The organism is Acinetobacter sp. G18 (assembly GCF_052660225.1).
Genome location: NZ_CP109658.1, coordinates 144,815 through 166,515, shown reverse-complemented (window position 1 = coordinate 166,515; position 21,701 = coordinate 144,815). Strand labels below are relative to the sequence as shown.

21 protein-coding genes are annotated in these 21,701 nt (G+C 38.1%); 11 read left to right on the top strand and 10 right to left on the bottom strand.

Features of this window, described 5'->3' with window-relative positions:
- Positions 1–118: 118 nt before the first annotated feature.
- On the bottom strand, positions 119–1,063 hold the full coding sequence (gene gshB, locus NE363_RS00760) for a glutathione synthase (protein WP_445535648.1): 945 nt from the start codon (positions 1,061–1,063) through the stop codon (positions 119–121).
- 161 nt (positions 1,064–1,224) lie between these two features.
- Between gshB and NE363_RS00755 the strand changes: the two genes are divergently transcribed.
- The gene (locus NE363_RS00755; RefSeq protein ID WP_004711478.1) at positions 1,225–1,437 is read left to right on the top strand and encodes a DUF1737 domain-containing protein; all 213 of its coding nucleotides are present in this window, start codon (positions 1,225–1,227) and stop codon (positions 1,435–1,437) included.
- A gap of 225 nt (positions 1,438–1,662) precedes the next feature.
- Positions 1,663–3,852: a TonB-dependent receptor gene (locus NE363_RS00750; RefSeq protein WP_445535647.1), complete on the top strand. Its 2,190-nt coding sequence runs from the start codon at positions 1,663–1,665 to the stop codon at positions 3,850–3,852.
- Between the two features lie 294 nt (positions 3,853–4,146).
- Here NE363_RS00750 and NE363_RS00745 read toward each other — a convergent pair whose 3' ends face one another.
- From NE363_RS00745 to pyrE, 3 genes are all read right to left on the bottom strand, one after another.
- Positions 4,147–6,843, bottom strand: a complete 2,697-nt coding sequence (locus NE363_RS00745; RefSeq protein ID WP_445535646.1) for an N-6 DNA methylase — start codon at positions 6,841–6,843, stop codon at positions 4,147–4,149.
- Positions 6,844–6,945: 102 nt separating this feature from the next.
- Entirely contained in the window at positions 6,946–7,146 is a 201-nt protein-coding gene (locus NE363_RS00740) for a hypothetical protein (RefSeq protein WP_445535645.1), read from the bottom strand.
- A 67-nt stretch (positions 7,147–7,213) separates the two neighbouring features.
- Positions 7,214–7,864, bottom strand: coding sequence for an orotate phosphoribosyltransferase (gene pyrE, locus NE363_RS00735; protein ID WP_191103252.1), 651 nt, complete (start codon positions 7,862–7,864; stop codon positions 7,214–7,216).
- A 38-nt stretch (positions 7,865–7,902) separates the two neighbouring features.
- Between pyrE and NE363_RS00730 the strand changes: the two genes are divergently transcribed.
- A complete protein-coding gene (locus NE363_RS00730) occupies positions 7,903–8,727 on the top strand; it encodes an exodeoxyribonuclease III (RefSeq protein ID WP_263614827.1) in 825 nt (274 codons plus the stop codon).
- A 456-nt stretch (positions 8,728–9,183) separates the two neighbouring features.
- Entirely contained in the window at positions 9,184–9,534 is a 351-nt protein-coding gene (locus NE363_RS00725) for an arsenate reductase (protein ID WP_100193409.1), read from the top strand.
- Positions 9,535–9,573: 39 nt separating this feature from the next.
- Here NE363_RS00725 and NE363_RS00720 read toward each other — a convergent pair whose 3' ends face one another.
- Complete coding sequence (locus tag NE363_RS00720; RefSeq protein ID WP_004704906.1) at positions 9,574–10,011, bottom strand: DUF2147 domain-containing protein; 438 nt, start codon at positions 10,009–10,011, stop codon at positions 9,574–9,576.
- Positions 10,012–10,160: 149 nt separating this feature from the next.
- Between NE363_RS00720 and NE363_RS00715 the strand changes: the two genes are divergently transcribed.
- Both NE363_RS00715 and NE363_RS00710 read left to right on the top strand, forming a co-directional pair.
- On the top strand, positions 10,161–11,072 hold the full coding sequence (locus tag NE363_RS00715; protein ID WP_068935299.1) for an alpha/beta hydrolase: 912 nt from the start codon (positions 10,161–10,163) through the stop codon (positions 11,070–11,072).
- Between the two features lie 177 nt (positions 11,073–11,249).
- Positions 11,250–12,443 carry a sensor domain-containing diguanylate cyclase gene (locus tag NE363_RS00710; RefSeq protein ID WP_190977812.1) on the top strand — a complete coding sequence of 398 codons (1,194 nt, stop codon included), beginning with the start codon at positions 11,250–11,252 and terminating at the stop codon, positions 12,441–12,443.
- On the opposite strand, the gene dsbD is transcribed toward NE363_RS00710, so the two are convergent.
- The 4 genes from dsbD to NE363_RS00690 form a co-directional block, all read right to left on the bottom strand.
- Positions 12,444–14,255, bottom strand: a complete 1,812-nt coding sequence (gene dsbD, locus NE363_RS00705; protein ID WP_445535644.1) for a protein-disulfide reductase DsbD — start codon at positions 14,253–14,255, stop codon at positions 12,444–12,446.
- An 18-nt stretch (positions 14,256–14,273) separates the two neighbouring features.
- Positions 14,274–15,041 (bottom strand): transporter, encoded by a 768-nt coding sequence (locus NE363_RS00700; protein WP_004704898.1) that lies wholly within the window; start codon positions 15,039–15,041, stop codon positions 14,274–14,276.
- A 12-nt stretch (positions 15,042–15,053) separates the two neighbouring features.
- A complete protein-coding gene (locus NE363_RS00695) occupies positions 15,054–15,599 on the bottom strand; it encodes an ankyrin repeat domain-containing protein (RefSeq protein ID WP_004704896.1) in 546 nt (181 codons plus the stop codon).
- Positions 15,600–15,757: 158 nt separating this feature from the next.
- Complete coding sequence (locus NE363_RS00690; protein WP_004704894.1) at positions 15,758–16,108, bottom strand: HPF/RaiA family ribosome-associated protein; 351 nt, start codon at positions 16,106–16,108, stop codon at positions 15,758–15,760.
- Positions 16,109–16,360: 252 nt separating this feature from the next.
- On the opposite strand from NE363_RS00690, the gene puuE reads away from it, so the two are divergent.
- The 5 genes from puuE to NE363_RS00665 all read left to right on the top strand — a co-directional run bounded on the left by puuE (position 16,361) and on the right by NE363_RS00665 (position 20,487).
- The gene (gene puuE / locus NE363_RS00685) at positions 16,361–17,326 is read left to right on the top strand and encodes an allantoinase PuuE (protein WP_445535643.1); all 966 of its coding nucleotides are present in this window, start codon (positions 16,361–16,363) and stop codon (positions 17,324–17,326) included.
- Positions 17,327–17,425: 99 nt separating this feature from the next.
- Complete coding sequence (uraD, locus tag NE363_RS00680; protein ID WP_445536346.1) at positions 17,426–17,929, top strand: 2-oxo-4-hydroxy-4-carboxy-5-ureidoimidazoline decarboxylase; 504 nt, start codon at positions 17,426–17,428, stop codon at positions 17,927–17,929.
- Positions 17,926–18,249, top strand: a complete 324-nt coding sequence (gene uraH / locus NE363_RS00675; protein ID WP_445535642.1) for a hydroxyisourate hydrolase — start codon at positions 17,926–17,928, stop codon at positions 18,247–18,249. The genes uraD and uraH overlap by 4 nt, the downstream gene beginning before the upstream one ends.
- A 23-nt stretch (positions 18,250–18,272) precedes the next feature.
- Positions 18,273–19,640, top strand: coding sequence for a nucleobase:cation symporter-2 family protein (locus NE363_RS00670; protein WP_445535641.1), 1,368 nt, complete (start codon positions 18,273–18,275; stop codon positions 19,638–19,640).
- 121 nt (positions 19,641–19,761) lie between these two features.
- The gene (locus NE363_RS00665) at positions 19,762–20,487 is read left to right on the top strand and encodes an outer membrane protein OmpK (RefSeq protein WP_039251953.1); all 726 of its coding nucleotides are present in this window, start codon (positions 19,762–19,764) and stop codon (positions 20,485–20,487) included.
- A 54-nt stretch (positions 20,488–20,541) separates the two neighbouring features.
- Here the strand turns inward: NE363_RS00665 and hpxO are convergent, their stop codons facing one another.
- Positions 20,542–21,699, bottom strand: coding sequence for an FAD-dependent urate hydroxylase HpxO (gene hpxO / locus NE363_RS00660; RefSeq protein ID WP_039251955.1), 1,158 nt, complete (start codon positions 21,697–21,699; stop codon positions 20,542–20,544).
- Between the last annotated feature and the right edge of the window lie 2 nt (positions 21,700–21,701).

Below are 21,701 nucleotides of genomic sequence, written 5' to 3'. Positions count from 1 at the left end.
TGCTTTTTTGAAAATATGCCTACAAAGCGCCAGCGTATTTCATATTGTGGTTTTATTAATTGATAAATTTTTAGGTGATTTCCCAATATTCGCTTAGGAAATCACCCAAAGTAGATGATTAAGCAGGACGACCAGCTTCTAATACGTCAAATAGATCATCGGCAATCGATGTACCAAATTGAGCATCAATTTCGCGGATACAGGTTGGGCTAGTGACATTAATTTCAGTAACATAATTACCAATCACATCTAAACCTACAAAAACCAAACCTTTTTCGCGTAAGAAAGGCCCGATTTTCGCTGCAATCTGTTTATCATTTTCAGTAAGTGGTCGTGCTTGACCTAAACCACCTGCAGCCAAGTTACCGCGCACTTCACCATTTTGCGGAATACGGGCTAGACAGTAAGGAATAGGCTCACCATTCACCATTAGAATGCGTTTATCCCCTTCTACAATTTCAGGAATATAACGCTGTGCCATAATTGGACGAGTACCTAATTCTGTCAGCATTTCCAAGGTAGAACCAATATTTACACCGTCTTGGTATAAACGGAAAATTCCCATCCCACCCATACCATCAAGTGGCTTAACAATCACATCACCATGTTCTTTAATAAATTCACGAATTAAACTTTGTTGAGACGTTACAAGTGTAGGCACTTGTAGCTCTGGAAACTGCGTAGCAAAAAGTTTTTCATTGCAATCCCGCAGTGATTGAGGCTTATTAATAATCCATGAGCCTTCACGCTCAGCTTGCTCAAGCACATAAGTTGTGTAGACAAAATTCATATCAAACGGCGGGTCTTTACGCATGAGCACAACATCATAAGCAGCAATAGATTCTTTTCTCTTTTCGCCAAGCTCATAGTAATGGCTGTAATCTTCAAATACTTCTAAAGGAGAGATTAGACCGTAAGCTTTACCTTGATCGATATATAAATCTTGCTGTAATGCATAACCTAATTCATGTCCGCGACGGCTCGCCGCCCACAACATTGCCATGGTTGAATCCTTTTTCAGATTTACGGTTTCAATCGGATCCATGACGACAAGTACACGCATGCTCAAGCTCTTCTTAAAATTTAAATTAGCATGAGTATAACTGAGATTTTTCACTGGTTTTTCTTAATTTCAGTAAAACCTTATCGGTTATTTCTTTATCTTGAATTCAGATAAATTCAGTTAAACTAAGGTCATAAAATATTATTTTTTAAAGGCTAAAGATGAAACTTTATCGCTATTTAACTGGTCCCGATGACTCAGCCTTTTGTGCACGAGTGACTAAAGCACTCAATCACGGTTGGGAATTATATGAAGCACCAACCATGACCTTTAACGGTACTCAAGTCATTGTGGGGCAAGCCATTTGTAAAACAATTGATGAAAATTATGATCCAGAAATGGATATTGTAGATGTGCTCAAAAACAATGCTTAACTCCAAGGGTACTTTTAGCCATAAAGTACCCTCATCAAAACCCTATTCATAAATAAAACTAATCATTTCATTCAATCGAATTTTTAATAAATAAATTATATTTTAAAAATCAATTATTAAAAAACAATCAATGTAATTTCGCAGGTAATAGTTCTTTTATTCTAAATAATTAAATGATTATAATTATCATTTATACTTTTATTTTTGTTAATTGATTTTATTTTTATGTTAAGAATTTCTATATCATCTCCCCAAATTAAGCGTCTTTTCCCGCTGAGCTTACTCAGTTTAATGATTTTGAATATTCAAGGTGCCTATGCAGAGGAACCGACTGATTCAGCCGCAAAAGTGGCGGCTACCATGCCCACCATAAAAATTGAGGCTATGAGTGAGCTAGACCCGATTAAAAGCTATATCGACTATGACAAGGCCAATGTCACACGTAATGGTTTAGACAAAAAAGATATTCCCCAAACCATTGATACCATTGATGTGCAGAAATATAAAATTTATGGATCAAATGACTTAAGCGTTATGTTGCAAGGCACCCCTGGCGTATCAACCAGTTACGATATGCGCGGTGATGGCATTACGATTCGTGGTTTTGGTGCCGACACAGGCGATATTTACCGCGATGGTATACGTGAAAGCGGACAAGTACGTCGCAGTACAGCCAATATTGAACGTATTGAAATTTTAAAAGGCCCTGCTTCAGTTTTATATGGCCGTAGTGCTGGTGGCGGCGTTGTGAATATGGTGAGTAAGTTCGCCAATTTTGACTCTAAAAGCTCAGTTGGTGCGTACGCAGGTTCATATGATAATTACGGAACAACGGCTGACATCAATCAAGTACTTAACGACAATTTAGCAATACGTTTGACTAGTGAATATGGCGAGTCAGGTAGTTTCCGCTCTGGCATTGAAAATAAGATTGAAATGTTTTCACCAAGCTTTAGCTATAAAAATGACGATGGAACACTCACTTGGACTACACAATATACTTATGACAAATTAGGTCGAGTTCCTGACCGTGGGCCAACGCGTGATAATCTACCTACAGGTACATCTATCAAAACAGGATTTGCCCAAGATGGCGATTATGTTGATGATATTTTGCAAGTGGTCCGCACCGATGTGAATTATGAATATGCGCCTGATTGGAACTTCCACTGGGCGGCAAGTTACCGACAAGCAGAACAGAACTTTGACCACTTTTATTTTGGAACTTATTGTGGTTTAGATGGAAAAAACTCAAAGAATGAGACTTGTACAAAAAAAGGTTACATCGATCAAATTTACTACTGGCAACAAACCAGCAACAAGACCACAACCAATACATTTGATATTAAAGGAAAGTTCAAGACAGGCCAGCTTGAACACCAAATTATGGTCGGTACAGACTGGACCTATGAACAACGAGAACCACGTCTAGCCAATAAAACTCAAAATGGGTCGGCCATTTATGGTTACGTTAATCCAATCACTGGTGAACGAGAGTACAGTCGTGGCAATGGCCCATTAAAGATTAGTCAGCATAACTATAATGAAGGCACAACTTACGGCGTATTTATTCAAGATTTAATTGGTCTAAATGACCAACTCAAACTCATGATGGGCCTACGTTACGATTACTTTGACTTTTCAACTACCAATAAACTTAACAATGATCATCGTAATGTAAAAGACAGTAGCTTTAGCCCAAATGTGGGTTTGGTATGGCAACCCGTTCCAGAGCATAGCTTTTATACGTCTTACTCTAAAAGCTTCGCACCGTTTGGTGGACAAATGGGTGTTAACCAAGTTACTGGAAACACCGATGTCACAAAAATGGATAAAGAGCCTCAATATAACGAGCAATACGAAGTTGGGGTAAAAAGCGAATGGTTAGATAGTCTTTTAAATACTCAATTTTCTGTCTTTGATATTCGTAAAAATAATATTCGCTATAAACCAAATCCTAATGAACAACCAGATGTATGGGCAACTGCCGGACAACATCAATCACGTGGTCTTGAATTTAGTTTTATTGGTCGCGTACTTGATAATGTCTTTGTTCGCGGTGGTTATGGCTACACAGATGCCAAGGTAAAAGAAGACAAGCAAAATCCTGAGCGTGAAGGCAACTATTTAGCTAACACATCTAAAAATACGGGTAATTTATTTGTTCGTTATTTACCAACTGAACAGTGGTATACCGAAGTGGGTGTGACCTATGTGGGCTCTTATTATCCAAATATTAATAATCAAGTAAAAATGGAAGGCTTCAATCGTGTCGACGCAGCAATTGGCTATAGTGCAGACCCATGGAATGTCACTATTGCGGTAAATAACCTAACCAATAAAGAGTACTGGCGTTCGGACAGCATGCCAGGCACACCACGTAATGTGTTATTGCGTTTGAATTATCAGTTCTAAGTAAATATTAAAAAGGCATACCCCTATTTAGAGGTATGCTTTTTCTTTTTAGATACCGTATTTTTCGCGATAAGCTTGCATGTTTACTAGTGCTTCTTTTTCGCTTTTGGTGATAACTAAAGAAGGTCAACAAGACAAGTTGGGGTGCAAGAAGTTGGATAAGAAGTGATTCTCATAAAGAGATTTTATGTTAAATAAATTATATCTAGGAAAGAAAAAATGGGCTCTAGAGCCCATTTTTCTTAATACTGTAATTATCTAAATACTGATAATATTTAAGCATCCCTTTAAATATTATTTGGGTGGCTTGAACGCAGAAAGAATGATTTCAGATTCTTCATTTTTTAATGCTAATGTATCCAAAGTCATTTTTATTTTTTCTTCTTTTAATTTTATAGTTTCTTTTTCTAAATTTTCTAACTTAGTCAAAGACTCCACAAAATCCTGTTCTATAGTGTTGCATGGATATGGTATTACTAAGTCTTGTAATGAATCCCATTTGATTCGTGTTCTATTTGCTCCAGTAGCGACTAATAGTATCTCTGATAAAACAACTGGGGATCGTAATATTGCCCATAACATTTTAGGATTAAAATCCTCTTTCGCAGTTAAGACAGTATATTCTGAGGATACAACACATCCCTCAAGTTCAGCTTGTACAACTGCAATACTTCCATAACTAGCTGCAATGTTTGAAATAACAATATCACCTTCATTGACTCGATAGAGCTTACTATGCTTTGTATCAGCTGGGAATATTGGTGTACCAGCTTCTGCTGAACCATCATATCTAACGATAAGAGGCGTTTCACTCGCTGAATGCTCTGAACATTCGATAATTTCTTCTTCATTAAATTCTTTAGGACGAAGGGTATCCAAGATTTTAACAACAGGAAATCCAAGGTCTATCCATTTTTCAATATTGCCTCCAACTTGCATGAGACAATGTTTAACATCTAAACGGTCTAATATTTTATCTGGTGCAACAGTATATTTATCAATATTCTTACCATTTAAGTAATTATTATATAAGTTAACAACTTCTGAAATTTCTTCTTGAGCTCTTTGTTTATTATAAGCATCAATGGGCAGTGTTCGAGAACGTGCTGGATCATCAATCCCTACATAAACACAAGGATACATAAAAATATTTGGTTGAGTTTCTGATTCAAAGTGTTTCTTTTTTAAAATTAGAATTGATGTTTTAACACGTGCCATAGAGCGCTGAAAAGCATCTCCAGGAAGGGATATAACAGCACTAATAATAAATTTTTCTCTTAGCCAATTACGGAACCATGTGTAGTCTTTACCGTTAAGTATGCCATCATCAATTACAGTAATAAGTTTTCCTCCTTTTTTTAAAACATCATAATAACGCTCCATAAACATAAGATTTGAACGTAATTCAGTTCTAGATTTATTGCTTTCGAAATCTTTTAATGAATATTGAGAAAGAATACGTTCTGCATTAGATATTTCATATTGGTCTTGATTGTTTGTTTTTGCCATGGTGTATTTTTTAGCAAATGGTGGATTTGTAATGACAACATCAAAAAATCCTTCTTCCTTTGCATAAATATCCCGCATTTGTTTTTTTTCTACCAAAACTTCTGGCTTATCTGTTTTATGGTTAGGCAATTCTTTGTCTAATGCATCAATATTAAAAATACAACTCCCACCATCTCCATGCAGATACATATTTAATCTAGCAATACGAGAAAGATTAGGATCTCTCCCAATATCAGCACCATAAATATTGTTATATGCAATGTATTGTTTTAACTCATGTTTTCTTTCATTCGATAAGGAAGCATTTTTCTCAATTTTGTTGCACATATCAGCAAAAACATCAATCAAGAAACCACCAGTACCGCAGCAACCGTCATAAACTCTGTAGCTTTTTGAAATATCTTGATAATTTACTTGTAAGTCGGCTAAACCAACACCTAGTTTTACTACACTTCTAGGAGTGAAATACTGTCCAAGGTCTTTACCTCGCATAGTTGCACTTAAAAACGTCTCAAACAAACGACCGTTTAAATCTGCATCAATCCCGAATAAGAACAGATGTTCTAATCTTGAAACTACACCATTAATTGTTTCTGGATTAAGGTTAATTTCGTCATTTTTTTCAAAAATTCTTTTTTTCTTTTTTTCAGAGATCTCTATCTCCATTTGATTAATAAAATCTTTAAACCAAATAGAGCTTAGAGGATTGGGCGTGTATCTTTCACTATCAACGAGAAGTTTTCTTGAAAAACTAATATCACATAATGGAATTTTAAACTCATCTTTATCAATTTCATCAGGATATTTATCCTTGATTTTTCTATCAGATATTAATTTTAGAGCAATTATCTTAACAAACTCCATGAAGGCAGCGCCTTGGCTAATATTATCATTTTTATAAATAAACTGGTGGCACCAAGCAAATGCGTCATTGACCTCTTTTAGAGGGGTCTTCTTGAATGTTAAAAAATCACTTTCTTTAGGAAGTTCAAGACTAGACGAAAGGGATTCAACACTCAATAAATTCTTTATATCTTTGTATTTAATATTATTTTCTTGGAAATCTTGAAAACTTAATTCAAGTAATGGTTTATTTAAGTCGTATTGATATAGACGTGTTTTTTTAGCATTTGATAGGATAAAATATTTTACTGGTTTATTGTTTTCATATTCTCCATTAAGTGTAGTGCAATAATCTCTAGCTTGTAATACGTAATTATCTAAGTCTTCATAAGTAGCTTTTGCTTCCACGATCATTCTGATGGTGCCATTAATGCAAATTGCAAAATCAGGTCGAAACATTTCTGAACGACGTGAATTTAGCTTTTTTACTGAAAGTTTTTGTAATGAATATTTAGGCTTAATATGTTTGTCTTCATAACCTAGGGCTTTAAAAAATTTCATGATAAAGAAATTTTCTACATCTGCTTCATTTTCTAGAATATTCATACTACAAAAAATATTTTTCACTTTATCAACCATAAATAACTAGTTTAAATACGAAGTGAATATATTTATCATCCACTTATTAAGTGGCAGAAGCTAACATCTACAAGTACCTTCGGCAATATTTTCAGATATCAATTAAATTTTTTGCATCTTGCTAACGTTAAGGGCTTTTTTAGCAATATAATTTTCAAAAAAATTAGTAAGATCTCCTAAAATCAGCATAATACGCCTTATGCGAAATTCTTGAGACTTTATCTTTAACATCAATATCTTAATCCAATCCACTCTAGAGTTTAGCTCACTTGAACGGCTTTTATATGATTTTTCACGTTCCATACTTATGGTTCAATCACTATTTACAATAAAAAAGGAAGCCGCGGCTTCCTTTTTCTACATCAAACTCTTAGATACCGTATTTCTCGCGATAAGCTTGCATATTTGCTAGGGCTTCTGTTTCGCCTTTCGCTTCCAAATAATCCATTAAATCTTTCATGGTAATAAGTGCATGCACAGGGATTTCTAATTCTTTTTGAACTTCTTGAATTGCAGAAAGCTCACCTTGGCCACGCTCCTGACGATCTAGCGCAACTAAAACACCAGCAATGGTTGCACCAGCATTTTTCAAAATCGTTACGACTTCACGAATCGCTGTACCTGCGGTAATTACGTCATCAATAATCCAGACTTTTTTACCTTCAACCGCAGCACCAACTAAAACACCGCCTTCACCATGATCTTTTGCTTCTTTACGGTTAAAGCCCCATGGCACACTCTTATTATGTGTTTGCGACAAAGCAACAGCAGTCGCTGCTACAAATGGGATACCCTTGTACGCTGGTCCAAAAATCACATCAACATTTTCGCATTGTGTTAATTTATCAGCATAGCCTTGTGCTAAAAGAGATAAAGCTTCACCATCGTTGAGTAGGCCTGCATTAAAAAAATAAGGACTCACGCGTCCAGATTTTAAAGTAAACTCACCAAATTTAAGCACACCGCGTGATAATGCGAGTTCGATAAATGCTTGCGGGTTAAATGACACAGGCGTTGTCATGAGGTGCTCCAAATTCACAATTGAGGTTAAATTTTCGCATGATACCAAAGGATCAGTATCCAAGTGATGTAAAAATTCTTCGAGTCGTTTCCATTAACGTAAATGGCTTACGTTCTTCAGTAACGAAAGGCTTACTTGAATGGTTAGAACAATCCGATGCCGATGTCGTATGCATGCAGGAAAGCCGCATTACCCATGAACAATGGACTGAAAAGTTTAGACCCGAAGGGTGGCATACCCATCTTTTTCCAGCAGAGCGTGCAGGTTACGCAGGTACTGCAATTTATAGCCGCTTACCCTTTGTCTCTATTAAAGATGGTTTAGGGTTCGAGTTGGCCGATAGCCAAGGCCGCTTCATTTCTGCCGAATTCGATTTAGGTTTGTCACATCCCGTACATATTGCATCATTATACTTACCTTCGGGCTCAAGTGGTGAAGAAGCGCAAGCACGTAAGGATTTATTTTTAGGTGAATACGCAAAAATCTTAAAACAATGGCGTGATGAAAATAAGTCCATCATCATTTGTGGCGATTACAACATCGTTCATAAACGAATTGATATTAAAAACTGGTCTGGCAACCAAAAGTCGTCTGGTTGTTTACCACATGAGCGTGCATGGCTTGACCATATTTATGATGAACTTGGCTATGTAGACACCTTCCGTGTGGTAAGAACAGAAGCCGAACTATATTCATGGTGGTCAAATCGCGGTCAAGCGCGTGCGAAAAATGTAGGTTGGCGTATTGACTACCAAGCATGTTCACCAGACTGGAAAGCACGTACAGCAAATGCATGGGTCTTTAAAGATCAATGGTTTAGCGACCATGCCCCTGTGATTATCGACTATAAAATTCAAGAGTAAGTGAACAAGTGTTCACTTGCATTGTCGTTTTTGCTTACAACACATGTCGTTTTTGAGTATTTTTCTTACACACGTTTAACGGCATTATAGCCCCACGGCACAGGGAAGCAGTCAGGATGACGCAAAAGGATAGGACGCCGTAGGAAGATAAAATAAACTTAGATTAAGTTTATTTGCAAGGATGTGACAATGGACGTTGAAATGAGACCCGCATGATCAGGATGATTAAATGCGGGTTTTCTCTTTTCTATCTCTTATTTTTTGCGCTAAGTTCTTTTAGTTTTCTAGATTCTTCTTGTTGGGCTCATTATTACCTCGTCTTATGACAGTAACATGACATTGTTTATTGTTTTAATCATTATTTTTCATTTGTTTTAAAACTATCTGTATAAAGTAGTCCTTAAAAGCATTTTGGGTTAGGCTGTGTGTTCTTTCTTTTTGACATGGTCCGATAAAATGTTAAAAATTTATGGTATTAAAAACTGTAATTCAATGAAAAAAGCATTTGATGCCTTACAAGCAAAAGGTTTGAGCTACGAATTTCACGATTATAAAAAACAAGGAATCGATGCCGACACCCTCAAAATTTGGTTAAAAGAAATAGGACAAGATACTGTTCTCAATAAAAAAGGCACCACGTGGAGAAAACTATCTGAAGAAGAACAAACGCGTGCATTAAGCAGTGAAGATCATCTTATTGAAGCTTTAATTGCTCAACCAAGCTTAATTAAACGACCAGTTCTACAGACGTCTAAAGGTTTTCTGGTCGGTTTTGATGAAACTGCCTATCAAAATCTAAGTGCATAAAAAAACGAGCCATTTGGCTCGTTTTTTTCATTCACAGATTTAGTTCGCACGAATCCATGTTTGGTTACGGCCTAATGCTGACACACCAATATAACCGCGCAATTTAAGCTTTTTACCGCCCTCGGCCAACTCACCTTTTAATTTATAAGTTTTGCCAGATTTAGGGTCTAAAATTGTACCGTTTTCATAACTGGTGCCACCTACATTTTTTAGATTATGTACAATGGTCACACCTTTAAGCGGTTTGTTTTTATACGGCCCTTCACATTTTGTACAGGAGTTTTCTTCACCTGGTGTCAAAATGTTTTGAATGGTTGCAGTTAAGGTTCCATCCTTCTGTTCCGTAAACTTTACTACGGCTTTGGGCTTATTGGTTTGGTCATCAATCGTTTTCCATACCGTTCCATTGAGTGGATCAGCCGCATTTGCAAATGCAGCCATACCAACAAGTCCTAAAGCTAAAGCAATCTTTTTCATTTTTGTAATATCCTTGGGTCTTTCAAGACTTCAGTATTCAAAACTCGCAACGATATTGCAATTTTTGAATGTGACTGTTTCGTGTAACCTTGTAACCTTGAAAAATAAAATTTATAGGGAAACAAGTTATTAACATAAGCGGATACTATATGAATATACCAAACGTTTTAAAATATTATTTAACTGAAACATTTCTAAAAACAGCGATTCGTAAACCAAGTCAGTTGAATTTACCTCCAACTGCCCTTCGTCCGATGCTTGAACAACTTTGCCGAGCATTTCCAAAACAAAAAAACGTAACTGTTCGTCCGATTCGACTTGCTGGTGTAAAGGGTGAAGAGATTAAAGCTCAGGATTCAGCGACGCAGCTTATTTTTCATATTCACGGCGGCGCTTTTTTTCTGGGCAGTGTAAAAACCCATCATGCATTCATGACGGATTTAGCGGCCCGTACTCAAATGCAAATTATTCACGTGGACTATCCTCTTGCTCCTGAGCACCCATACCCTGAAGCGATTGAGGCATTATATGATGTATATCAAGCGTTATTAGTTCAAGGTATTCAGCCCAAAGATATTATTTTATCGGGTGACTCATGTGGGGCCAATTTAGCTTTAGCACTTTGCTTACGCTTAAAAGAACAACCTGAACTGATGCCAAGTGGTTTAATTTTATTGTCTCCCTTTTTAGATTTAACCCTAACCAGTGAATCTTTAAGATTTAACCAAAAACATGATGCCCTACTTTCTTTTGAAGCCCTGCAAATCGGTATTCAACATTATATTGGCAATCATATTGGAGCAGATGACCCGCGTGTTTCACCTATTTTCGATAACTTAGCAGGTTTGCCACCGACTTTAGTACAGGTGGGTTCTAAAGAAATTTTATTAGACGACGCGAAGCGCTTTAGAGAAAAAGCTGAAGAAGCAGGTGTCAAAGTACATTTTAAACTTTACACAGGCATGTGGCATAACTTCCAGATGTTTAATGCTTGGTTTGAAGAAGCAAAACAAGCGATGGCAGATATTGCCGAGTTCGCACATGAACTCGACAAAACTTAATTGAAAATAAATGAAGTGACAAGTTTTAAATACTTTTCACTTCATTTTTTATAAAAACCCTAATCTTAAGGTTTAATAATTGAATCATGATATGTTTAGGTTATGAATCATTCCAACTCTCCCATTTTAGGATGATCTGAAGAGGAAACATCTCTATTTAGGAGTTCATCTATTATTATGAAAATTCGTTTCATCACTTATTCTATAAATAAAATAAAACAGGTGGTTCTCGAATTCATCCATAACAACCATATTATTAATTGGACGCCATTAGAAAAAAGCGCACTGATGCTTACACTTGCATGTGCAATGAATTTCAGTTGGATTTTATGGAAAGCTTATATTTTAATAACACCTAGCGTTTGGCAATGGGCAAATTTACCGCTCGTAGAGTCACAACTCTGGCTGAATTTATTGACCTTATTTTTATTAGCTTTGCTGATTATTCCTTGTTATCGCTACAAAGACCAAGAAAGGGCTCAAAAAATTGTTCCTTTGGTTAGCGTACAAGTCTTCATGCTTATGCTGTGTCATGATGGATATTTAATTGGTAGTATCAGCCCTGCCACAATGGTTGGATATGTAGGCACCATTGGTGTAGGTCTGGTTTTATTTGAAAGAAAAATTGTTTATAGCGCCTTTATACCAGCAACAATTATTTTAGCAGTATGTACTTATTTAAGTATGAATGGCGTTATTCCCTACGCTCCTTTATTTAACTTCACCATAATTCGACATGCCCAAACCAATCCATTTTGGTTAGGGAGCATGCTATTTTTTATTATGCCGATTTTAGTGGCCTGTCTTATTTTATTTGAAATATTACTGACCCAGTGGCGACAACGAGAAACTTATATTCAACGCTTAAGCCAAATTGACCCATTAACTAATGTATTAAATAGACGCAGTTTAAATACCCATCTTGAAGCACTTCACGAGCAACAATTCGATTATGCTTTAGTCCTTCTCGACATAGACCATTTTAAAAAAATTAATGATGTCTATGGGCATCATCAGGGTGATCAGGTCTTAATTAAAATTGCTCAATGCTTGTCTGAGAACTTGCGTAATGAAGACATTATTGGTCGATTTGGTGGAGAAGAATTTATTTTATTACTCCCTCATACCGATATTACTCAAGCGGAAAAAATTGCAGAGCGTTGCCGACTTGCCTTAGAAGAGCTTTCTATTTTCAACAATCAAAATATTCAGATTCATGTAAGTGCAAGTTTTGGAATTAGTAGTTCCGCTTTTGCAAACGATCCCTACCTCGTCATTCGACAGGCCGATGAAGCACTTTATGCGGTAAAGGCTTCAGGGCGCAATCAAGTGCGCACTTTTCAACAAATACCGCATATAGAATCAATTTGACTATTTAGCTTTCGATAAGCTTGCAAGCTGTTGCAACAGCTCTTGCTGACTAAATGCACCAGTTAACCGTAAAGAACGTATTTCTTGTTGATGCTCATTTAAAAACAGATAAGTTGGTGGCCCTAAAATACTCCACTGCTTGAGTAGAGCCTCATGTGAATGGTCATAATGACTCAAATCAAGCTTAATGAGATAGTAAGGCGCAAGAGCTGACTGAACTTCTGGTGCTTTTAAAATACGATGCTCAATAGGCTGACAAGCCACACACCAGTCTGCATAGACATCAACAACAATAGCCCGATCAGCAGGCGCTGCTGCTAAAATTTTCTGAAAGTCTGCTGCTGTTGTAGCAATGTGCCATTCAGCCATGTGCTCGGAACTTTGCAAACTGCGATTTTGAAAATGCTGATACTGGTTATAGGCAACAAACGGAGTAACCAATAAAAGCAGAAGCGCATAGAGCCACTGTAACTGCCCTTTTTTCCAAAAGAACTGATAAAGTGCGTAGGCAATAAAAGCGAGGCCTAGCAATAAACTAAGCACTTGCATGCCCCAATCTGGCAATAAAGGACGAATAAAATAAAGACTTAGACCTAACATCAGAAAAGCAAAAATTACTTTAATCTGATGCATCCAGTCGCCAGCTTTAGGTAAAAATCTTGCACCTAAAACACTAGCGATGAGTAAAGGAATCCCCATTCCAAAACCTAAACAAAATAAAAGCAAAGCACCTTGCCATTGGTTCTGGGTTTGAGAAATAAATAGTAAAGTTCCAGCCAAAGGTGCAGTCATACATGGACCAACCAAGAGCGCAGAAACTACGCCCATGACTCCTGCACCAACTAAAGTACCACCTTGTTGCATGGACTGAATGCGATCAAGTCGATTTAACCATGTTTGCGGTAAACGAATCTCAAACAATCCAAACAGATTTAGGGCAAAAACCACAAATAACAAACTAAACGCGATAAGCGTGGCGGGCTGTTGCAACCAACGTTGGAAATTTAGCCCTGCTGAAGAAGCAATTAAACCTAGACCTGCATAAACCAATGCCATACTACATACAAAAGTAAGTGCAATAGTCCACGCTTTTAAACCTTTATGCTCCCGAATAATTAATGACGTTAAAATCGGCAGCATGGGTAAAGAGCATGGTGTAAATGCGAGCAACATGCCTAAGCCTAAAAATAATAAAACACCATACCAAAGCGAGTGTTCAATTAGTTTCGCCGACCAAATCTGGTCTTCTGCAATTTGTGGAGTAGTCGCATCTGCTTTAGTTTCTGAACTTGTCTGATTAGTTAGAGTTTCTTGAGACGATGCTTGTGTATTTGCCAAATCTAATAAGCGTTTCGGTGCTGCCCCTGCTTGGTTTTGCACACCAACCAATCCATCTGCATCGGTTTGAAACTCGATGGTTTGGGGTGGATAACAAATACGGTCTTTGGCACAGCCCTGCCAAGTTACAGTGTAGTGCTCTGAAGGCTTGGTTTTAATCTGGAAATTGATTTGATGATAATAAACCTGACTTTGCCCATAGTTCTCATCATATTGAGAAACTGCCTTAGGCAAATTCAAAGTTAAAGGTTGAGTACCCTGTTGTACGGTAAATTTATGCTGATACAAATAATAGCTCGGCTGAATCTGCCACGATAATTTCGCAGTATGCGATTGTGGCGACTCAACCGAAAATGAAAAAGCCTGTTCTGGTGAAAGTAGCTTATCTTCTGCAAAAACAAACTGACTGAATACCAACGTAGCCGCAGCTAGAAAATAAATAATTCCCTGAGAAAAAAGCTTTTTCATTAACATCTATTCAAGTTAGTTTTATCAGAATAAGAATGCCATACCCAAGCCACCGCGGTAGCCTTTATATTGACCATCTAGATCTACTCCAACACTTGCATCAAGCTGAGTACGCTTATTAACTGCATAAACTAAACCTGTGCCTAGGCTATATTGATAGTCTTCGCTTTCAGCTTTACGATATACAAACTCAGAATAACCAGAAAGTTTGCCGGCAATTTTATAGTTGATGGTTGGAATAGCAGTCACAGCCCAGTTGCTGTTTTGCACTTCGTAACGCATGGTAATTGCTGTATTGATCAAATCATTATATTGATAAGCCACTGCCGAACTTAAACTATAAATATCGTCATGTGCAGTAAATTCATCATTACCTGTTGCAATAAGCGCTTGAGCCAATACAGCCATTGTTAAATTTTCATCATTTAAATCAATCGCTTTTTTTAAGCCGATGCTTACATCACCTAAACCAGAGGTATCTGTCTTTTTACCTGCACGTTTAGTTTGAGTCCAAGCCGGGCCTTGCCAACCTAATTGTAATTCTAGGTCCTTAGCCAAACCTGTACGGAATAACATATCTTCATTGACGGTTACGGTCTTTTCTCTCACACCATCAACATTTGATTCTGTATAAGTTGCACTTGGTAAGCCTTGTTCCCAAGCTAACTGCCCTACTGGAGTGATGCCTGTTCCAAAGCCTGAACCAGGACGGTCAAACGAGAACTCAGCAGCAAAAGTACTTCCTGCGGCAACAGTGGTCAGAGCAAAAGTTAAAATTTGAAATGTTCTCATTCTATTATCCAATCAAGTAGTTAGTTCTTTTGACATTTTTGCCCCATGATGGCGCAACAATTCTAATGTTTCACGCTCTTCTTGAAGCGCTTCTGACCAATCTATTTCATCAAAATCACAATCAAAGAACAACTGGCTGATTGAAGATAAAATGGTAAGTCCTTCTTCATCACGTGTATTTGGGTCAACTTTTTCATCAAGTAAACGTTGAACCGCTGGTGCGCATGCCGAACTTGCCGCATCCCATAGTGGGCCATAAAATTCTTCTGCATCCCAAAGATGAACATTTGCTTTAGCTTGGATTAAGGCATCAAGGATATCGAGATAAACTTGTAATGCATCTTGCTTTTCTTGTTTTGATAAAGGAGTACCCGCTTCATAAGCTTCTGAAACGTCTTCCCACCATTTAAAAATTCCATCACAGATAATTGACACGGGTGGCCCTTGTTCCGGATCAATGAAATTCGGATCAAGCCCCTCAGCAAGTAATTTTTGTACTTGCGTAAGTTCTAATTCTTCTATGGCTTGAATTAAAGCCTGCTGCTGGGTGGTTAACATGACCATCTCTCAAAAATATATTAGGACTATTATGCCTAATCTCTGATAAAGATTTTAGAGGTCAATGCTATTGCATTGCAAACCAAAAGTTGTGAAGAGTTTTTATTCTTGTTTTTAATATTCCATAAAAAAAGCCCCGAAGGGCTTTTTAGCTATTTTTAAGCTTCATCATCAATGAATTCAGGTTGACCACCTCTCGGGTGTTCCTTTTTCTCAAACGTATGTTCAAGGCTGCGTTTTAGTTTTTCAATCGCGCCATGAATTGAAGCATCAATATTTCCTGCTTTATGGTGCACTGCAACTGGTTTTAAACCAGCAGGACGGGCTTCAATCATACAGTGGATATCTTTGTCACCACCTTTGTCCCCATTTTCATCACTAAAATGAACCGAAAAATGCGTAATACGTTCGCTATGACGTTGGAATTCTTGAGTAAGTTCTGCACGTACATAAGTAATTAAACGTTCACTATTATGGATGTTTTTATCTGTGCGGATTTCAATATTCATAAATACCATCCTCTCTTTCTTACTGTGGATCTTTTCTATGCAAAACTTTTTTATGTTGGCATGTTTTAAGCATGCATGAACTGACTTCAATTGTACATTTTGATGGTGTAATGGTTTGTTATCTCCTGACTTAAACGTACTGCTTTTAATTTATTTTGAAGATCTTCATATCTTCAATATCAGTCCATCTATAAAAATATGCAAGCTGATTTTTTAAATTTTTATGAAAAATTGAACAAAAGGAGAGCAATTGTGACCGAATCTTATCTATATGGAGCAGAACTCATTGAGCAGATTCAGAAGTCTCCTTATTCACGTGATTTAATCGGTTATCACGGACAGCCTCCAGAGGTGAAATTGCCCAACAATGCTAAGGTTGCAGTGCAATTTGTCCTGAATTATGAAGAAGGTGGCGAAAAGCATATCGAGCATGGCGATGAGGGTTCTGAACAGTTTTTATCAGAGATTATTGGTGCTGCAAGCTATCCAGCCAAGCATATGTCGATGGACTCTATGTACGAATATGGTTCACGTGCTGGTTTTTGGCGCATTCATAGTGAGTTCCAACGGCGCAAGCTCCCAATGACCATTTTTGGCGTTGCCATGGCGTTGGCGCGCAACCCTTATATTGTCGAAGCGATTAAAGAAGCTGATTATGATGTGGTTTCTCATGGCTACCGATGGCTTCACTATCAAGACACTGACATTGAAGTCGAAAAACAGCACATGAAACAAGCTTTATCTGTTTTAGAAAACTTGTTTAAAAATAAAACTATAGGCTGGTACACTGGGCGCGATAGTCCTAATACCCGTCAGTTACTGGCAGAGTTTCCGCAAATACAATACGACTCAGATTATTATGGCGATGATCTACCCTTTTGGACGACCCTTACCAATGAGGCAGGTTCATCCCGTCCGCACTTAATTATTCCTTATACCCTCGAATGTAACGACATGAAGTTCTGCTCACCGGGTGGATTTAATAGCTCTGAACAGTTTTTTCAATATTTAAAAGATAGTTTTGATGTGTTGTATGCAGAAGGTGAAACTGCACCAAAAATGATGTCGATTGGAATGCATTGCCGTATTTTGGGGCATCCGGGTCGTTTTAAAGCTTTACAAAGGTTTCTCGACTATATTGAAATGCACGATCGTGTCTGGGTCTGTCGCCGTCAGGATATAGCAGAGTATTGGTATAAAAATCACATAACTCGATAGTTGATTATTCATTTTGCAAATTCATTAGCGAAATATTAACCACTTTTGGCACTGTTATTGCTAAAACTCTATATCACTATATTGAGTTTAGGAATGACAGTGTTTTTAGCCGAGTTTAACCAAGCCCCACCCGATCAACTCAAGACTCTGTTAAATAACTGCGTCCATATTCCAGTCTGGGCCGAAAAAATCATCTCAGAACGCCCCTACTCATCACCATCTGTTCTTTTAGGATATGCGGAACAATTAAGCCACACATGGTCATGGGAAGAGATTGAAAATGCTTTAGCAACTCATCCAAAAATTGGTGAACGGCAAGCAAAAAAACAGCTGAATGCAAAAGAACAAAATTTTTCAGCTCAAGAGCAAGCTGGCATTTCCTTAGATGAGCAAACACAACAAGCTCTGCTACGAGGCAATCTCGATTATGAAGAGAAGTTTGGCTTCATTTTTTTAATTAAAGCCGCCGGCCTTAGTAGCGATGAGATTTTAAAAAAACTTAATCAACGTCTTCAAAACAACTTAGCTATAGAAAAAGTCATTGTACATGAGCAACTCGCAGCAATTGCTCTATTACGTCTATCTCAGGAAATACAAGCATGATCAGCACTCATATTTTAGATACAAATTTAGGTAAACCCGCTGCAGAAGTCGAAGTGAAGTTATTTCATGCAGCAACCCATGAACTGATTGCAACCGCAATCACCAATAAAGATGGTCGAGTAAGTGATTTTGGTATCAAAGATTTAACTGAAGGGCCATATCAACTTGAATTTGAAATTGCGCCTTATTTTTCATCAAAGCAAGTCAAAACTTTTTTCCCGCGTGTTTGCATTCAATTTTTTATAGAAGACATCAAGCAGCACTATCACATTCCACTACTCATTAGCCCGTTTGCTTACTCTACTTATCGTGGTAGCTAACTGAATTAAAATAGGAGAAAAATATGAATGATCGACAAAAGAATGCGATTTCTCCAGAGCATGAATATTTAGGAATCTCGAAAAGTTTTGCTTACGGTTTACAGCATGTGCTGACCATGTATGGTGGTATTGTGGCTCCGCCCCTTATTATTGGAACGGCGGCTGGCTTAAGCTCGGCACAAGTCGGAATGCTCATTGCAGCAGCCCTATTTGTAGGTGGATTAGCAACACTCATACAAACCATAGGAACCAAATATCTAGGCGCAAAACTACCTTTAGTTCAGGGGGTGTCTTTTGCTGGCGTGGCAACCATGGTCGCTATTATTACCACAGGCGGTGGCCTGCCTGCGGTTTATGGGGCGGTCATTGTAGCCTCTCTAGTTGGACTTTGCCTTGCACCTTACTTTTCAAAAATCATTCGTTTTTTTCCCCCTGTTGTGACGGGATGCATCATCACGATTATTGGGCTATCTCTGTTACCCGTTGCGATTCGCTGGATGATGGGTGGCAACGATAAAGCACCTAACTGGGGAAGCGTAGAAAATATTTCTTTGGCCCTACTCACCTTAGGCATTGTGATTATTTTAAATATGCTGCCACAAGCTGGCATTCGTCGCTTATCTATATTATTAGCAATCGTGGCTGGTACGATACTGGCTTACTTTATGGGCTTCGGTGACTTTAGTCAGGTCAGCTCAGGTGCATGGCTGCAATTTCCACATTTCTTTGCATTTGGTTTGCCTACCTTTGAACTGAGTGCCATTTTATCAATGCTCATCGTCACCTTGGTGATTATGACGGAAACCACAGCCGATATTATTGCTGTAGGAGACATTGTAGGAACCGATGTCGATTCTAAACGTATCGCCAATGGTGTTCGTGCAGATATGTTCTCAAGTGCTATGGCACCTATCTTTGGTTCGTTCATGCAAAGCGCTTTTGCCCAAAATGTTGGGTTGGTTGCGATTACAGGCATCAAAAGTCGTTTTGTCGTGGCGGCAGGTGGTGTCATTCTCATTATTTTGGGGCTATTGCCTGTTATGGGTCGCCTTATTGCCGCAATTCCTATGCCTGTACTTGGTGGTGCAGGTCTGGTCTTGTTTGGGTCAGTTGCAGCGAGCGGAATTCGCACTTTAGCAAAAATAAATTATAACGATCAGAAAAATTTGATCATTGTCGCGACTGCTTTATCGGCAGGAATGATCCCAATTATTAACCATGAGTTTTATGCACATTTTCCAGTTTGGGTACAAACTTTGTTCCATTCAGGTATTAGTTCGACTTGTATCTTTGCTATCTTATTGAATTTATTATTTAATCATTTTCCTTCATTTCGTAGCTCATCGACCCCTCATTTGAGCCAAACCATAAATACTAGAAATACACATTAATAGATTGGTTTTTAGCGCCCCACTTCGGTGGGCCTTTTTTTAACCGTTGATCAAATTTGGCTTCATTTTTGCTTAAGACCCTGTATCCTTAGCGTGCTTTATTTGGGGGGAGATCATTTAAATGCAATTAAAGCAACTTGCGGCGACTTGTGCCTTGTTATCTGCAACTGCCATGGTTCAAGCAAAACCAATTTGGCAAGATTTTAGTGTGACTGGACTTTATGGTGAAAACTATGAAGTTGTAGACGACAAAGAAACTACGATTACTTTGGAATATGCTGCAAAAGTTAAATATGCTGATGTGTTTTTCTTCATGGACCGTATGCGCGGTGAAGACGATCATAAAAGTACATATTTTGAGTTATCACCACGTTTAAGCTTGGGCGAAGTGTCTGGCAAAAAACTAGCTTATGGCCCAATTAAAGATGTACTCATTAGTACCACTTGGGAAAGTAACAGCGAAAACGGCAATAACTTTGATAACTTCTTATATGGTTTTGCTGTTGATTTAGATATTCCATATTTTAAATATGCGAATTTAAACTTCTACCGTGCAAATAATGAGAAAACTGACGACGATTATCAAATGACTTTCGTTTATGGTATTCCATTTAACATTGCATCTGAAGAATTCTTGGTTGATGGCTTCCTAGATTGGTCAACTGCTGAAGGTGACCATGCCAGCGAGTTAAACTGGACAACTCAGTGGAAATGGAATGTAGGTAAACACATTTCTCCTGACACACGTCTATACCTCGGTATTGAACACTCTGTATGGAATAATAAATTTGGTCTACAAGGCCGAGATGAAAATAACGTGAGTGCTTTGGTTAAATACCACTTCTAAAATTTTTATTTAGAAGCTTAAAACAGCAAGGAAAAAATCCTTGCTGTTTTTGTTTTAGTCGAGTGGATTACCCACAATATTACTAATAATCCCCTGCATAATATGTCCGCCTTGTTCACGGCGTAATTCTGCATACCAAGCTTGGGTCACAGTTTCATCTTTCATATGGGTTACATCACAGCGTTTACGAGCACGAAGAACCAACTCATTGGCCCGTTCATTACGCTTGTTTTGATAACGACGTAAAGCGTCCTCTAAACCCAAAGTATTTATTTGCAAAGAACGCGCTAAATAAATCGCATCTTCCATGGCTTGGCAGCCACCTTGTCCAATATCAGGTGTAGTGCTGTGTGCAGCATCGCCTAAAATCACCACGCGGCCTTTATAAAATTGGGCAAACGGTTCAATATCATGGATTTCTACCCGATTGGTCTTTTGTGGGTCTAAGCGTTCAATGAGTTGCTGTACAGGCTGACACCAATCAGCAAAATATTGTTTTAAAAGTTTTTTATATTCATCTCGATTATTGTCTAATCCTGCTGGCAAAGGCACGTCTAAAAAGAAGTAAAACTTACCATCTGCGACGGGCATTAAAGAAGCTCGCTTACCTTCTCCGACATAAGTCGTCCATTGCTGAGCTGGCGCTAAATCTTCAGAGATCTCAACCAAACCATTCCAGTTTACATAACCAGCATAACGGCGCTGTACTTGCTGACCCAACACATAGGCACGAGTCATTGAATGAGTACCATCCGCCCCAATCAGTAAGTCAGCTTGCGTTGAACTGCCATCTGCAAAATGTACTTCGACATAATCGGTCTTATCTTCAAGGCTGACCATTTTTTTGCCTAGATAAATCTGGTCTCGACCAAACTCATCCATCAGCATATTTTGTAAATCGGCACGTGCAACCGGATATGGCCGTTGTCCTACTTCTTCAATTAATGGCAGTAAACTGAATTGTGTCATCACATCTCCAGTTAATCCATCGACATAGGCCAAGTCGTCCATTTGTCCGCCAAGTTTGGCGATTTTGTCAGTTAATCCGAGATAGTTCAGACATTTCACACCATTTGACCACAACGAAATAGCAGCGCCGACTGGAAGAATCTTTTCAGTTTGCTCAAAAATACGAACTTGGTGACCAAATTTTTTTAATGCAATGCCTGTGGTTAGACCTCCCATTCCCGCACCAATAATCACCACATTCATAA

What these genes read in the sequence shown, in the direction of transcription:
- NE363_RS00710 (WP_190977812.1), top strand. Translation starts at nt 11,250, where the DNA reads ATGAAAATTCGTTTCATCACTTATTCTATAAATAAAATAAAACAGGTG.
- dsbD (WP_445535644.1), bottom strand. Translation starts at nt 14,255, where the DNA reads ATGTTAATGAAAAAGCTTTTTTCTCAGGGAATTATTTATTTTCTAGCT.
- NE363_RS00720 (WP_004704906.1), bottom strand. Translation starts at nt 10,011, where the DNA reads ATGAAAAAGATTGCTTTAGCTTTAGGACTTGTTGGTATGGCTGCATTT.
- NE363_RS00670 (WP_445535641.1), top strand. Translation starts at nt 18,273, where the DNA reads ATGAATGATCGACAAAAGAATGCGATTTCTCCAGAGCATGAATATTTA.
- NE363_RS00745 (WP_445535646.1), bottom strand. Translation starts at nt 6,843, where the DNA reads ATGGTTGATAAAGTGAAAAATATTTTTTGTAGTATGAATATTCTAGAA.
- NE363_RS00700 (WP_004704898.1), bottom strand. Translation starts at nt 15,041, where the DNA reads ATGAGAACATTTCAAATTTTAACTTTTGCTCTGACCACTGTTGCCGCA.
- NE363_RS00715 (WP_068935299.1), top strand. Translation starts at nt 10,161, where the DNA reads ATGAATATACCAAACGTTTTAAAATATTATTTAACTGAAACATTTCTA.
- NE363_RS00690 (WP_004704894.1), bottom strand. Translation starts at nt 16,108, where the DNA reads ATGAATATTGAAATCCGCACAGATAAAAACATCCATAATAGTGAACGT.
- hpxO (WP_039251955.1), bottom strand. Translation starts at nt 21,699, where the DNA reads ATGAATGTGGTGATTATTGGTGCGGGAATGGGAGGTCTAACCACAGGC.
- pyrE (WP_191103252.1), bottom strand. Translation starts at nt 7,864, where the DNA reads ATGACAACGCCTGTGTCATTTAACCCGCAAGCATTTATCGAACTCGCA.
- gshB (WP_445535648.1), bottom strand. Translation starts at nt 1,063, where the DNA reads ATGCGTGTACTTGTCGTCATGGATCCGATTGAAACCGTAAATCTGAAA.
- NE363_RS00695 (WP_004704896.1), bottom strand. Translation starts at nt 15,599, where the DNA reads ATGTTAACCACCCAGCAGCAGGCTTTAATTCAAGCCATAGAAGAATTA.
- NE363_RS00750 (WP_445535647.1), top strand. Translation starts at nt 1,663, where the DNA reads ATGTTAAGAATTTCTATATCATCTCCCCAAATTAAGCGTCTTTTCCCG.
- NE363_RS00755 (WP_004711478.1), top strand. Translation starts at nt 1,225, where the DNA reads ATGAAACTTTATCGCTATTTAACTGGTCCCGATGACTCAGCCTTTTGT.
- uraH (WP_445535642.1), top strand. Translation starts at nt 17,926, where the DNA reads ATGATCAGCACTCATATTTTAGATACAAATTTAGGTAAACCCGCTGCA.
- NE363_RS00725 (WP_100193409.1), top strand. Translation starts at nt 9,184, where the DNA reads ATGTTAAAAATTTATGGTATTAAAAACTGTAATTCAATGAAAAAAGCA.
- NE363_RS00740 (WP_445535645.1), bottom strand. Translation starts at nt 7,146, where the DNA reads ATGGAACGTGAAAAATCATATAAAAGCCGTTCAAGTGAGCTAAACTCT.
- NE363_RS00730 (WP_263614827.1), top strand. Translation starts at nt 7,903, where the DNA reads ATGATACCAAAGGATCAGTATCCAAGTGATGTAAAAATTCTTCGAGTC.
- NE363_RS00665 (WP_039251953.1), top strand. Translation starts at nt 19,762, where the DNA reads ATGCAATTAAAGCAACTTGCGGCGACTTGTGCCTTGTTATCTGCAACT.